The sequence below is a fragment of the Nocardia sp. NPDC003999 genome, assembly GCF_053604885.1.
Window position 1 is genome coordinate 34930 of record NZ_JBSGIB010000034.1, and the last position, 13634, is coordinate 48563.

Annotated in this window: 12 protein-coding genes; 7 read left to right on the plus strand and 5 right to left on the minus strand. The window is 70.7% G+C overall.

The annotated features are described in order from the left end of the window. Window positions 1-392 precede the first annotated feature (392 nt). Both ACWESM_RS35255 and ACWESM_RS35260 read right to left on the minus strand, forming a co-directional pair. Window positions 393-3593 carry an AAA family ATPase gene (locus ACWESM_RS35255; RefSeq protein ID WP_452495492.1) on the minus strand — a complete coding sequence of 1067 codons (3201 nt, stop codon included), beginning with the start codon at window positions 3591-3593 and terminating at the stop codon, window positions 393-395. A 34-nt stretch (window positions 3594-3627) separates the two neighbouring features. Continuing rightward, entirely contained in the window at window positions 3628-4803 is a 1176-nt protein-coding gene (locus tag ACWESM_RS35260) for an exonuclease SbcCD subunit D (protein ID WP_379255267.1), read from the minus strand. A gap of 307 nt (window positions 4804-5110) precedes the next feature. Here ACWESM_RS35260 and ACWESM_RS35265 point away from each other — a divergent pair, with 307 nt between their 5' ends. Both ACWESM_RS35265 and ACWESM_RS35270 read left to right on the plus strand, forming a co-directional pair. Beyond that, the gene (locus ACWESM_RS35265) at window positions 5111-6256 is read left to right on the plus strand and encodes a DNA recombination protein RmuC (RefSeq protein WP_452495494.1); all 1146 of its coding nucleotides are present in this window, start codon (window positions 5111-5113) and stop codon (window positions 6254-6256) included. 58 nt (window positions 6257-6314) lie between these two features. Further along, window positions 6315-7175 (plus strand): DUF6542 domain-containing protein, encoded by an 861-nt coding sequence (locus ACWESM_RS35270; protein ID WP_356966737.1) that lies wholly within the window; start codon window positions 6315-6317, stop codon window positions 7173-7175. A gap of 57 nt (window positions 7176-7232) precedes the next feature. Here ACWESM_RS35270 and ACWESM_RS35275 read toward each other — a convergent pair whose 3' ends face one another. Continuing rightward, entirely contained in the window at window positions 7233-8243 is a 1011-nt protein-coding gene (locus ACWESM_RS35275) for a 4-hydroxy-3-methylbut-2-enyl diphosphate reductase (RefSeq protein ID WP_364435301.1), read from the minus strand. A gap of 252 nt (window positions 8244-8495) precedes the next feature. Here ACWESM_RS35275 and ACWESM_RS35280 point away from each other — a divergent pair, with 252 nt between their 5' ends. Genes ACWESM_RS35280 through ACWESM_RS35295 form a run of 4 tightly spaced genes read left to right on the plus strand, consistent with a single transcriptional unit; the run spans window position 8496 to window position 11086 of the window. Beyond that, the gene (locus tag ACWESM_RS35280; protein ID WP_364435304.1) at window positions 8496-9149 is read left to right on the plus strand and encodes a lipid droplet-associated protein; all 654 of its coding nucleotides are present in this window, start codon (window positions 8496-8498) and stop codon (window positions 9147-9149) included. Next, window positions 9146-10468, plus strand: a complete 1323-nt coding sequence (gene xseA / locus ACWESM_RS35285; protein ID WP_452495496.1) for an exodeoxyribonuclease VII large subunit — start codon at window positions 9146-9148, stop codon at window positions 10466-10468. Before ACWESM_RS35280 ends, xseA begins: the two co-directional genes overlap by 4 nt. A 1-nt stretch (window position 10469) precedes the next feature. Continuing rightward, on the plus strand, window positions 10470-10745 hold the full coding sequence (locus ACWESM_RS35290) for an exodeoxyribonuclease VII small subunit (protein WP_379255277.1): 276 nt from the start codon (window positions 10470-10472) through the stop codon (window positions 10743-10745). After that, the gene (locus ACWESM_RS35295) at window positions 10742-11086 is read left to right on the plus strand and encodes a VOC family protein (protein WP_452495498.1); all 345 of its coding nucleotides are present in this window, start codon (window positions 10742-10744) and stop codon (window positions 11084-11086) included. The genes ACWESM_RS35290 and ACWESM_RS35295 overlap by 4 nt, the downstream gene beginning before the upstream one ends. An 18-nt stretch (window positions 11087-11104) precedes the next feature. Here the strand turns inward: ACWESM_RS35295 and ACWESM_RS35300 are convergent, their stop codons facing one another. Together ACWESM_RS35300 and ACWESM_RS35305 are read right to left on the minus strand one after the other, a co-directional pair. Continuing rightward, a complete protein-coding gene (locus ACWESM_RS35300) occupies window positions 11105-11602 on the minus strand; it encodes a GNAT family N-acetyltransferase (protein WP_452495500.1) in 498 nt (165 codons plus the stop codon). 188 nt (window positions 11603-11790) lie between these two features. Beyond that, a complete protein-coding gene (locus ACWESM_RS35305; protein WP_355078611.1) occupies window positions 11791-12357 on the minus strand; it encodes a DUF4245 domain-containing protein in 567 nt (188 codons plus the stop codon). Window positions 12358-12485: 128 nt separating this feature from the next. On the opposite strand from ACWESM_RS35305, the gene glpX reads away from it, so the two are divergent. After that, on the plus strand, window positions 12486-13529 hold the full coding sequence (glpX, locus tag ACWESM_RS35310) for a class II fructose-bisphosphatase (protein ID WP_355078610.1): 1044 nt from the start codon (window positions 12486-12488) through the stop codon (window positions 13527-13529). Window positions 13530-13634 lie beyond the last annotated feature (105 nt).

Here is a 13634-nt window from a genome sequence, read left to right on the forward strand (position 1 = left end):
CAGTCCTCGACGCTCAGTCAAGGGTGCGCCCGGGCAGCTCAGCGTGCCCCCGCGCGGCCTGCACGGTGCCGCTCATCCGGGTAGGTCGCGCGGACGCCTACGGTCGCCGTGGCCCATTCGCGCGGCTGATTTCCAGCCGGAAGCGTGCACGTCGTTTGGGCGGTTGCGAGGCGAACACGCCCACGCTCCGCTGCCTACGGGCCGCCTCTCGCGGGTAAGGACGTGGTGCGCTGCGTCCGGACAGGCCGCTCGGCAGTGCAGCCGATATGTTCACGTCCGGTACGCAGCGGCCGGTAAACCGTCGGCAGCGTGTCGCCACGGCCGGGTGCACCCACCGCCTGCAGGGCTCAACCGCCGAGCAGCCGGAACCGCCGAGCAGCCGGAGTCCGCGCTCAGGCGATCGTCGCCTGGAGGTGGGAGCCGTCGCGGCCGCGTACGACGTGCAGGCGGCTGGGGATACGCTGGCGCATCTCGTCCACGTGGCTGACCACGCCGACCACGCGTCCGCCCGCGCGGAGTTCGTCCAGCACGCCCATCACGGCGTCCAGGGTGTCGGCGTCCAGGCCGCCGAATCCCTCATCGATGAACAGAGTGTCCAGCACGAGGCCACCGGATTCGGCGGCGACGGTGTCGGCCAGGCCGAGCGCCAGCGAGAGCGAGGCCATGAAGGTTTCGCCACCGGACAGCGTCTTGGCCGGGCGGATGGCTCCGGTGTAGTCGTCACGGATGTCCAGGCCGAGGCCGCCTCGGCGACCACGCGGTCCTGCCTTGTCCGAGTGGACGAATTCGTAACGGCCGCCGGACATTCTGCGTAGCCGCAGCGAGCCCGCCTGCGCGACTTCCTCCAAGCGTGCGGCCAGGACGTAGGAGTGCAGGGACATGCGGCGGTTGTTCGCACCGCGCCCGGCGACCAGGTCGGCGAGACCGTCGAGTTCCTCGAACGCTCGTTGTGCCGGGGCGATCCGATCCACAGCGGCCCAGAGTTGGCCGCCGAGCTCCTCGAGCTGACTCGCTCGCCTGCTCGCCTCGGCATGGGCGGCCACAGCGGCGTTGAGCGCGGTCTGCGCGGCCGTCACCAGCGCGTCGAGTTCGGCGGGATCGCCGGGCTCCTGCTCCGACGCCGCTCGGATCTCCGGTTCCGCCAGAACCGCTTCCGCCGCGGCACGGGCACGGTCGGCGGCCACGAGTTCCGCTTCGATCTCGGCCTGCCGCCGAGAGTCACGCGATGCGGCGTTGACGACTTTCGCGTAGGCGGTCAAGCGCGCGACATCGTCTCCCAACGTGTCGCGAGTTCGAGTGCCGACAAGCGCCGGTTCCTCGGCGCCGACGGAGTCCGAAGCGGCCATCTCGGCGGATTCCGGGAGCTGAGCCGGACCGCCGGACAGAGCCGAGCCTTCAGTAGTGACCGACGCGGAGCCCGGAGCCGACGACGAACCGCCATACTCGCCTTCCGGCACGAAACCCGCGACGCCGGCGAGATTTTCCACCCGATCGGCGATCCGGGACACCTGCGCACGCGCCGCCACCGCTTCGGCGCGGGTTTCGCGCAGGGCGGTCGCCTCGGCGACGAGAGCGGCGAGCCGGGCACGGCGGCGGTCGATGGTCAGGTCGGCGCCCGCCGCGCTCCGCAGCCGGTCGGTGAGCTCGCCGAGGCGCCTTTCGGCGGAGGCGACGGTGGCGGCGACCGCGCTGCGGCGCGCCTCGGATGCGCGCAGCTCGTCGTGCAGGCGCGCCTCGTCGCCGCGCAGGCGCGTGAGTTCGGCTTCCAGCCCGTCGGCGTTGGCGGCCAGTTCCGAAGTGTCCTCGTAGCGGTCGGTCGCGGCGCGCAGGGCCGCGGCGAGTTCGACGCGGTCGGTATCGCCGCCGCGAGCGACCAGCGCTTCGATCTCGCGTTCCAGGCCGGTGATGCGAGCCAGCGCGCGATCGCGGACGTCCTCCGCGGCACGCTCGGCCGCCACCGCGGCTTCCTCCTCGTCCTTGGACACCGCGGTGTCGGTCGGCTGGGCGGGTGCGGGATGCTGCGCGGAACCGCAGACCGCGCAGGGGCTTCCGTCGACCAGCTCGCCGGCCAGTTCGGCGGCCATTCCGCTCAGCCTGCGCTCACGCAGATCCAGCACGAGTTCTTTGGCGTCGAGGTGCGCGGCGCGGGCGGCGTCGAACTCGATGCGGGCGTGATCGAGCGCGGTGCGCCGGGCGGCCAGCTCGACCGCGGCCGTGGCGGCCGCCTGCAACCGTTCGGTCTCCGCGGTGATGCCAGGCAGGGCGGCGACCGCTTCGGCGGCCTCGCGCAGCCTGGCCTCGGCCGCGGTGAGCACGGCGGGCAGCTCCTCGCGCCGTGCGGCGAGTTCGGTGACGCGCCGGGCCAGCGTCGCGTCCTCGGTGCGCAGGGCGTCGAGTTCACCGCCGAGCCGGGTGGCGGTGGCGGCGTCGGTGCGCACTTCGTCCAGCGCACCGATCTGCGCGCTCCAGCGCTGGACCGCCGCGTCGATGTCGGCGTCATCGCGTACCCGGTCGCCGTCGACCAGTTCGGCGCCGCCGAGTTCGGCGCTCTCCGGTTCCAGCAGGCGGGCTGCGAGCCGCTCTGCCGCCGTGCGCTTTTCGCCCTCGCGCCTGCGCTGGGTTTGCACCGCCGTACGCGCTTCGTCGATGGCGGCGACGACCGGCGCGGCCCGGCGAGCGAGGTCGAGTTCGGCTTGCAGTGCGGCGCGCCGATCCGCGCCCGCCACGTAGTCGTCCAGTTGCGCGCGTGCCGAGCTCATGCGGCGACGCAATTCGCGCAGCCGACGCTGCTGTTCGGCCTGCTCCCGGACGCGCGCCGATTCCGCCTGGCAGCGTTCGACTTCTGCCGCGGCCGTGGCCAGGTCGACGCGCGCGGTGGACAAAAGATCCTGCGACCACCCGACGCATTCGCCCGTACCGACCGAATCCGCTACCCCCGCGGCCATGCCCACCTGCGTGATCAGCCGCTTGATGCCGTCGGTACGAGCATCCAGATCCGCTTCGGCGGCGCGGCGCTTGTCGGCGAGCCACTGCTCGGCGGTGCCGAAACGCTTCGTGTCGAACAGTTTTTCGAGCAGCTTCTCGCGATCTTCGTTGTCCGCGCGTAGGAAGCGGGCGAAGTCGCCCTGGGGCAGCAGCACCACCTGGAAGAACTGGTCGGCGCTCATGCCGAGCAGGCGCAGCACCTCCTCGCCGATATCCGGTATCCGGGAGAGGTTCTCGCCTCGGCCGTCCAGCCAGGCCAGCGTCGCCTTCGGATTGATCGTGCGCATGCCCGTGCCGTCCCGCTTGGGACGCTGGAACTCGGGGCTTCTGGTCAGACGCAGTCGCCGCCCGCCCAACGTCGCCTCCAGCACCACCTCCGGTGGTGTCTGCTCCGGTGCGTGATCGGAATGCAGGCGCTTGCTCTCCCCGCGCGCACCGGGCACCCGGCCGTAGAGCGCGAACGCGATGGCGTCCAGCACCGTGGTCTTGCCCGCTCCGGTCTGGCCGTGCAGCAGGAACAGCCCGTCGGCGCCGAGCGCGTCGAAGTCGACGACCGTGGTGGCGGCGAACGGGCCGAAGGCGGTCATCTCCAGCTTGTGCAGCCTCATGCCGCCGCGCCTGCGCCCGGCCTGGGCAGGGCGCTCATGCGGTCAGTTCCTCGGCGGCGGCCACGGTGGCCACCTGCTCCGGTTCGGCGACGGCGGCGGACAGCGCCCGCTCCAGCCAGGTCATCTCGCTCGAGCTGGGTGCGCCGCGGACGTCGGTGAGGAAGCTGTGGGCTACTTCGATGTCGCGGCGGCCGTGCACTCGCTCACGGTAGCGCAGGTCCGGGCTGCCCTCGGGCCGCACCCATTCGACGTGCACCGCGTAGGGGAACCGTTCGCGCAGCTTGCGCATGGCGTCGACCGGGCGGGCGACGTCGGTGAGCACCGCGGACACGTAGTGCTGTTCGGCCGTGCCGTACTCCGCGCCGCTCAGCAGTTCGTCCAGGGTGCCGGTCAGCTTGCTCAGGCCCCGCACCGTCGGTAGGTCCCGGCGGCGCACCGCTCGCAGGCCGGACGCATCCAAGTCGACGATCCAAACCGCTTTGCGATGCGCGTTCTCGCCGAACGAATACGGCAGCGGCGAGCCGGAGTAGCGCACCGCCTCCGCGAGCGTCTGCGGTGAATGCAAATGGCCGAGGGCCACGTAGTCGATGCCGTCGAAAGCGGCCAGCGGAACCGTCTCCACGCCGCCGACCGAGATGGAGCGCTCCGATCCGGTGGCTTCCCCGCCGACCACGAAGGCGTGCGCCAGCACGACCGTCCGCACCCCGGGCCGCCGCGCGATGTCGGCACGTACGCGAGCCATGGCCGCGTCCAGGATCTCCGCGTGCGAGCGCGCTTGCGGCACTTCGAGTTCCGCGCGGGTGATCTCCGGTTCCAAGTACGGGATGCCGTAGAACGCCACCGGCCCGTGCTCGTCTTCCAGCAGCACGGGCCGATCGGCGTCGGCCACGGTGGTGCGCAAATGCAGCCCGCCCGCGGCGGCGAAGCTCGCGCCGGCGCCCAGCCGAGCGGGCGAATCGTGGTTCCCCGAAGTGGCTACGATCCGCGCCCCCGCACTGCGGATCGCCTCGAATCCCCGGTTGCACACCGCGATCGCGTCGGCGCTGGGAATCGACCGGTCGTACACGTCACCCGGCAGCACCACCACATCGACCGATTCCTCGGCTACCAGCTCCGCGATGGCGGTCAGTGAACGAGCCTGGTCGGCAAGCAGATCGACCCCGTGGAACGTGCGCCCGATGTGCCAGTCCGAGGTGTGCAGCATCCGCATGCCGCGAAACCGTAGGGCAAGGCACCGACAGACTTCAATCGCCCCGCCCGCCGTGTCGGGTTCGCCCAGCCGGAACCCGGCGTGTCCAGCAGACGTGTCCGAGTCGGCGGATCCCGTTCGGCGACGAGCCGAAACCTCACGCACCTCTTGGCCTCCCGAATCCCACGACGTGGGCGATTCCGGATGCCAGAATCCGAACAGCTATGTGAACTATGCGGCAACGCACTGGCCGAGCCGGTTTCCGACGCGATGCCGGGCAGTTGCCAGATGCTCGTTCCTGTCGGTGACGTACGGCACTATCTCCGCTATGACCGCACCGATGCTCGTCGCCCTCGTGCTGGTGTTCGCCGCCGGTCTCGGCCTCGGCTGGCTGGGTCGCGCCGCGCGGGACGGGCATCGCGCGGCGGCGGCCCAGGCGCGGCTCACCGCGACGGCGGACAACGAACGGCTGCTGCGGCAGTCGCTCACCGCGGCCAACGAGGATGCCGCGCGAAGGCATTCGCACGCCGTCGGCGCGCTGGTGGAACCGCTGCGGGCGGCGGTCGGAGCGCTGAACGAGCACATCCAGCAGGTCGAGCGACAGCGGCTCACCGCGTATTCGAGCCTGCGCGAACAGGTCGCGAGCATGCAGCGCACGTCGCATCAACTCACCGGGGAGACCGGCCGGCTGGTCGCGGCGCTGCGCGCGCCGCAAGTACGGGGACGATGGGGCGAGATCCAACTGGAGCGGGTGGTCGAGCTGGCCGGGATGACCAGGCATTGCGATTTCCGGACCCAGGTGAGCCGCACCGGTCACGGCGAGGACGACCGCACGGTGCGACCCGATCTGGTGGTGCGCCTGGCGGGCGGCAGGCACATCGTGGTGGACGCCAAGGTGCCGTTCGCCGCCTACCTGGACGCCTGCGGCTCCGACGACCCCGACGTGCGCGCCGAGCTGCTCACCAGGCACGCCAAACATCTGCGCGCGCATGTCGACCAGCTGTCGGACAAGGCGTACTGGGCCGCCTTCGACCCCGCACCCGAATTCGTGGTGCTGTTCGTGCCCGGCGATCCGTTCCTGGACGCCGCCCTGACCACCGACTCCGAGCTGTTGGAGTACGCGTTCGGCCGCAATGTGATCCTCGCTACACCGACCACCCTGATCGCGTTGCTGCGCACTATCGCCTTCGGCTGGCGGCAGGAGGCGCTCTCCAAGGACATGGCCACCGTGCAGCGGCTCGGCCGTGAGCTGTACCAGCGGCTCGGTATGACGGGGAAACATCTGGACCGGCTGGGGGCGCAACTCGGCAGAGCTGTCGAGGCTTTCAATTACACGGTGGCCTCGGTGGAGTCACGAGTGATGGTTACCGCGCGCAAACTGCACGAGCTCGAGATGGCCGAGCAGGAAGTGCACGAGATCGGGCGTGTGGATTCCCGGCCTCGCGCGGTGAGCTTCGCCGACGCGGGCGAGTAACCGGGACTATGGCCGTGCCGCCACGCCGCCGAGAGCGGCGGCAACTAATGTGCATATCGTGGCTGCTTCCGAACGTGTGCGATCCCGGGTGCCCGCGCCGCAACGCTCGATCCTGCCGTCGGTGCCGGGGATCCCGGTCGGCGCGGCGATCCTGATCGCGGTTGCCTGCACGTTTCTGGGATTCCTGATCGATGCCAGCGGCGGCAGTGCCGAGCTGACCGGCACGTTCGCCGCGCTGTACATCGTGGGCTGTGTGGCGGCCGTCGCCGCCGTTCGCTACCGGGGCTTGTTCAGCACGATGGTGCTGCCGCCACTGCTGCTCTTCGTCGCCGTCCCGCTGGCCTATCAGCAGCTCACCGGTCGTGGCTCGACCTCGATGAAGGACATCCTGCTGAACCTGGCGATCCCGCTGGTGAACCGGTTCCCGACCATGATGCTGGCCACGGTGGTGGTCCTGCTGATCGGTGGCGCCCGGATCTACCTGCACCGCCGGGAAGAGGGGGGCGACAAAGCGCCACGCCGTGGCGGCAGCTGGGGCAAGTCACCAGCGAAGAAGACCAAGCCCGGCCGGTCCTCCCGTGGCCTGCCGGACGCCGCGCGCCGCAGAACCCGCCGCCCGAAGGACGAGCCCGCCGAGCCGGAGTCGGCCGATGCCGAACAGCCTGCTCCCCGACCGGCCCGCCGACCCGCGGCGCAGGTCGCGGATACGCCGCCGCGCGTCGCCCCCTCCCGTCCGCGCGAAGGGCGGGCTCCCGCCCGGGGCCCTGCCCGCCCGACCGGGGCCATGCCGCGGGCCGAAGCCGAACCACCGCGCGGCGCGGGCCGCCGCCGAGAGATGCCGCCGCACCCGCAGCCCAATGTGCGCTATCGCGAACGCGATTCGAACCGCCCGGAACGGCGCAGGCCAGAGAATCTGTAGGCGAGGTCGCTCGGTGCGGTCGGAGCTGGATACCGCACGCTCGGTGCGGGCCCGGCGTCAGCGCCGGGCGTCGCGCAGTTCGCGGGGAAGGGCGAAGACGAGGGTTTCGTTGGCCGTGGTGACCGGCTGGACGTCGCCGTAGCCGTGCTCGGCCAGGCTGTCCAGCACACCGCGGACCAGGATCTCGGGCACCGACGCGCCGGAGGTGATGCCGATCGTGCGGACGCCGACGAGCCAGGCCGGGTCGATCTCGCGGGCGAAGTCCACCAGATACGCGGCCTTGGCGCCCGCACCGAGCGCCACCTCCACCAAGCGCACCGAGTTCGACGAGTTGCGCGAGCCGACCACGATCACCAGATCGCATTCCGGAGCCATCGCCTTCACCGCGACCTGGCGGTTCTGCGTGGCGTAGCAGATGTCGTCGCTCGGCGGGTCCTGCAGGGCGGGGAAGCGCTCGCGCAGCCGCTGCACCGTCTCCATCGTCTCGTCCACGCTCAACGTGGTCTGCGAGAGCCAGATCACCTTCGACTCGTCGCGCACGCTGACCTGGTCCACCGCGCCGGGCCCGTCGACCAGCTGGACGTGTTCGGGCGCCTCGCCCGCGGTGCCCTCGACCTCCTCGTGGCCCTCGTGACCGATCAGCAGGATGTCGTAGTCGTCGCGGGCGAACCGCTTCGCCTCCTGGTGCACCTTGGTCACCAGCGGGCAGGTGGCATCGATGGTGTGCAGATTGCGCTCGGCGGCCGACGTGTGCACCGCGGGGGACACGCCGTGCGCGGAGAACACGACGACCGCGCCCTCGGGGACCTGGTCGGTCTCGTCGACGAAGATCACACCGCGGTCGCGCAGCGTCTCCACGACGTGCCGGTTGTGCACGATCTCCTTGCGCACGTAGATGGGCGCGCCGTGCTTCTCCAGCGCCTTCTCGACGGTTTCGACCGCCCGGTCCACGCCGGCGCAGTACCCGCGCGGCTCCGCGAGCAGCACGCGTTTTCCGCCGTCGGCGACGGCGCTTCCGGCACCTGCCGAGCGAGCGATTCCGACGTTCAAGGGAATGGCCGAAGACATGCCCACAGGATACGTGCGGCCCGGGATCCCGCCACGTCCGGGAGTTGCCCGTCACATTCCCGCCGCAACCCGCGGATCGGAATCGTGAGCCGGGTCTACGACCGGGTGCGCCGATTGTTTCGGACGGCCCGCCGGGTTCCCGCGCGTATTTCCGCGATATGAGTGTGGTCCCGCCGATCTGCCCCGACCCGCGAATACCCGAACCGCGCGCCCCTCCTTTGCATAACACACCATTTCCGGCAGGCTAGGACCATGTTTCGACCACCCTTTCTGGCCCGGGTCGCCGCAGGCGCGGCCGTATACGCCCTCGAGGAATCCCGTCGGCTACCCACGGCGGCAATGAATTTCCCGATCACGGCCATCAGTCAGGTGCTGCAGACGACGATGCACGTCCAGCAGTTCGTCACCAGTCTGGCCCTGAAGGGCGACGCGGTTTTCGACCGTTTGTCCAACCGCCCGGTCGAGCAGCCGGAGTGGGCCACCTTCGACGAGGACCTCGCCGACGACCCGAGCCCCAGCACGCTGCGCGCCAGCCGATTCGACCTCTACACCGCCGATGATCCCGACGCGTCCCCCGCGCCCGAATCCTTCGCCACGGACGACAGCCGCGCAGGCGCGACCAACGGCCATGTCGCCTCCGTGACGCCGATCGGCGAGCCACCGGTCGAAGAGCCGGACCCGGATACCGATCCCGAACCCGTCGCGGAAGCGCCCGTCATCGCCGAACCGGAAGTCGCCACCCGCTACGACTACGCCAACATGACCCTGGCCCAGTTGCGCGCCCGCCTGCGCCTGCTGACGATCGATGACCTCACCGCGCTGCTGGAGTACGAGCAGCACACCCGCGCCAGGGCGCCGTTCGTGACCATGCTCACGAACCGGATCGCCACTGTGCAGGCCCAGTGACCGAACCCCGGACACCCTCGTCGCCGACGGCTGGCCGGGAGACCTCCGGCCAACCCGCCGCCGCTCCGGCCAACTCCGCCGAGCATCCGTGGCCGGTGCGTTCGGTCTCCATCAAGGTCGCCCAGTGGATCGACCGGCTCGGCAGCATCTGGGTGGAGGGCCAGATCACCCAGATCAATCTCCGGCCCGGCACCCGCACCGCGTTCCTGGTGCTGCGCGACCCGTCCGCCGACATGTCGCTGTCGGTGACCTGCGATCCCGACCTGATCCGCAAATCCCCCATTCCCCTGCAAGAGGGCAGCCGGGTGGTCGTCTACGGCAAGCTCTCCTTCTTCACCGGGCGCGGCACGATCTCGCTGCGCGTGCTGGAAATCCGCCCCGTCGGCATCGGCGAACTACTGGCCCGCATCGAACGGCTGAAGGCGCTGCTGGACGCCGAGGGCCTGTTCGATCCCCGGCTCAAGCGTCCGATCCCGTTCCTTCCCGGAACCGTCGGCCTCATCACCGGACGCGCCAGCGCCGCGGAGCGCGATGTGCTGAGCGTCGCTCGCAATCGCTGGCCCGCGGTGCGTTTCGAGATTCGCAACACCGCCGTGCAAGGGCCGACCGCGGTATCGCAGATGCTGACGGCGCTGGCGGAGCTCGATCGGCATCCGGACGTCGAGGTGATCGTGCTCGCGCGCGGCGGCGGCAGCGTCGAAGACCTGCTGCCGTTCTCCGACGAGGCGCTGTGCCGCGCCATCGTGGCCGCGACCACGCCGATCGTCAGCGCGATCGGCCACGAACCGGACAACCCGCTCAGTGACTTCGTCGCCGACCTGCGCGCGGCCACGCCGACCGACGCCGCCAAACGGATCGTCCCGGACGCCGCCGCCGAACTGGCCTGCATTCGTGAACTGCGCGAACGCACCGCCGCGGCGTTGCGGGGTTGGGTCGACCGGGAGACCGAGGCGCTCGCCCAGCTGCGTTCGCGACCCGTGCTGGCCGATCCGCTGCGCGAGATCGATCGCCGCCAGGAAGAGATCGAACGCCTGCGCACGGCCACGCACCGCTGCGCCGAGCACTTCGTCCGCACCGAAGCCACGGCCGCCAGGCATCTGCGCGAGAAACTCACCGCCGTCGGCCCCGCCGCCACACTCGCCCGTGGCTACGCTGTCGTGCAGCGGGTCACCGGCCGGGAACGCGAGGTGGTGCGTTCGATCGAGGACGCGCCCGCAGGCAGCCAGCTGCGCATCCGGGTCGCCGACGGGGCCGTCACGGCCGCCGCGCTCGGCACCCAGGCCCTCGGCGCCAAGAACACCGACACAGGGAGGAACTGACTTGGCCCAGTCCGGCAAGTCCACCGAAGCCGACGGGACGGGCGCCGACCCGGCCGACGATGCCGCCGAGATCGCCGGTTTCGGCTACGAACGCGCGCGCGACGAACTCGTCAACGTCGTCAAGATCCTCGAACAGGGCGGCCTCGACCTCGATGAATCCCTCGCCCTGTGGGAGCGCGGCGAGGCGCTGGCCAACCGCTGTGAGGAACATCTGGCGGGCGCGCGCAAGCGCGTCGAGGACGCGCTGCACCGCACCGACCTGGAGCGGCAAGAGTGACCATCCGCCGCGCCACGCCCGACATCCGCACCACCGACCTGGCCGCGAGCCGCGACTTCTACCGGCTGCTCGGCTTCCACGAGGCGATGGACCTGGGCTGGGTCGTGACGATGGCCTCGCCGTCCAACCCGACCGCGCAGGTCCTGCTCGTCGGCCCGGACGCCGAACAGCTCCAGCCGGACATGAGCGTGGAGGTGGAAAACGTCGACGCCGTGCACGCGGCGGTGACCGCCGCGGGCGCCGAGGTCGTCTACTCCCTGCGCGACGAGCCGTGGGGCGTGCGCCGCTTCTTCGTCCGCGATCCGAGCGGGACCATCGTCAACGTGGTGAGTCACCGCTGACGACGGCCCCCGGCCTCGTCAGCGCGATGCGGCCACGGCGCGGAACCGGGCGACGCCGTCCGCGCTGCTCACCCGCTCGAATCCGGCCTTTTCCAGCACCCGCGCCGACGGCGGATTCGACAGCTCCACCTCGGCGTGCACCGCACGAACGCCGGGTGCGGTGAGCGCGTGCGCCGTGAGGGCGACGGTGGCCTCGGTGGCGTACCCGCGACCGCGCCGCGAGGCGACGATGCCGTACCCGAGCTCCAGGGCACCGTCGGCGGGCGGCCAGAACAGCCCGATCGATCCGACGACGAGCCCGGTCGAGCGCTCGACGACGAGCCTGTGCCCGAACGGCCCGAGCCAGTCCGGGTGCGCCGCGAGCGAGCCCGCGATGACGCGATCGCCGTCGGCAGGGAAATCCGCCGCCCACTCGGCGTGACGGCGGCCATCGAGCACGGCGGCCGCCGCAGCGGCGGTCCACGACCGCAGGATCAGCCGTTCGGTGCGCAGGTCGGGGGAAAGGGAAACAGACACGTGACACTCCTGGTCGTCGAAGAGAGACCGGTCCGCGTCCGCGGAAAATCAGTGGCGCGCGAACCGGCGAAAGGCATGCGAAAGACGGCTGAGGACAGCCATATTCATCGACCTCCGAAAACCGGTTCGGCACGTGTCTCGTGCCGCGGCAAAATTAACGAACGCGCGCCGCCGAAGACAAGCGGATTTCAGGGCTTCAGCGGTTGCGCCGCGGTAATCGCCTGGGCGAGCGTGCTGAACGCCGCCTGGTTGCCCGCGCCGGTGATCAGCACGCGGGACTGGCCGAGGTCGGCGATCCACGCGGTCTCCGAGCCCTGCTCGGCGTAGACGATCCATTTCTGCGCGCCGACCTGCTCGGTGCCACTGGCGTAGCGCGACCCGAGCACGAACCTGGCCAGCGCCTCCTCGGTCGCGTTGCTCTGACTGAACCGCATGTAGGTGCCCTGCGGCGTGATGTAGCCGACCGTGCTGACCGGCCCGCCCCCGTTGCCGCCGATGGACTCGCGACTGCCGGAGTTCGGCGTCCAGTCCGCGGGCAGGGCCGGGTTGCGGATGGGGAACGGCAGGGAACGAGCGTCGGCGGTGAGCGCGGCGCGCGCGTCGAAATGCGGGATCTGACCCTGCGTCGGACCGTTCGCGGCGAAACTGCATTGGCTGGCCAGCCCGGCGAACACCAGCGCGATCAGGACCAACGGGATCAACGACCAGAACAGATCCCGGTAGTCGTTCAAGATGCGCGGCTTTTGGTACGACACGCTCCCAGTATCCACTCGCGCGGCGACGCCGCCCCCCCGCACCCCGGCACCACGAGCAGGGGTGTACGGCCGTGCCACATCGAATGAGACAATTGACCGGTACGTACCGACGCACAGGAGGCCCCGCAATGACGGCAACTTCCCCCACACCTAGCCGCCGCGAGGCGCCCGACCGCAACCTCGCACTCGAGCTGGTCCGCGTGACCGAGGCAGGGGCGATGGCCGCGGGCCGGTGGGTCGGACGCGGCGACAAGGAGGGGGGCGACGGCGCGGCCGTCGACGCCATGCGGCAGCTGGTCAGCTCGGTGTCCATGCGCGGCATCGTCGTCATCGGCGAGGGCGAGAAGGACGAGGCGCCCATGCTGTACAACGGCGAGGCCGTCGGCGACGGCACCGGCCCGGAAGTGGACTTCGCGGTCGACCCGATCGACGGCACCACGCTGATGTCCAAGGGCGTGCCCGGCGCGATCTCGGTGCTCGCGGTCGCCGAACGCGGCGCCATGTTCGACCCGTCCGCGGTGTTCTACATGCACAAGATCGCCGTAGGCCCCGACGCTGCCCACGTGATCGATATCTCGGCCCCGATCGCGGAGAACATCAGCCGGGTCGCCAAGGCCAAGAATTCCGCGAAGTCCGACCTGACCGTCTGCATCCTGGATCGCCCCCGGCACGCCGAGCTCATCCAGCAGGTGCGTGACGCGGGCGCCCGCATCCGCCTGATCTCCGACGGCGACGTCGCGGGCGCGATCGCCGCCGCCCGCCCCGACTCCGGCACCGACATCCTGGTCGGCATCGGCGGCACCCCGGAGGGCATCATCGCCGCCGCCGCGATGCGCTGTATGGGCGGCGAGCTGCAAGGCATGCTCGCGCCCAAGGACGACGAGGAACGGCAGAAGGCCATCGACGCGGGCCACGACCTCGACCGCGTACTGACCACCGAGGACCTCGTCTCCGGTGACAACGTGTTCTTCTGCGCCACCGGCGTGACCGACGGCGACCTGCTGCGCGGCGTGCGCTACTACGGCGGCGGCGCGTCCACCCAGTCGATCGTGATGCGCTCGAAGTCCGGCACGGTACGCATGATCGACGCCTACCACCGCCTGACCAAGCTGCGCGAATACTCCTCTGTCGATTTCATCGGCGACGAACACGCGGTCCCGCCGCTGCCGTAATTTTGCAGCGCCTCCGGCGCTGGTGTTCGCGGCCCCCTTGTGGCTCGCGTTTGCGCGACCACAGCCTCCAAGTACCCGACGTGGTGGCACGGCTCGCCGGCGTCG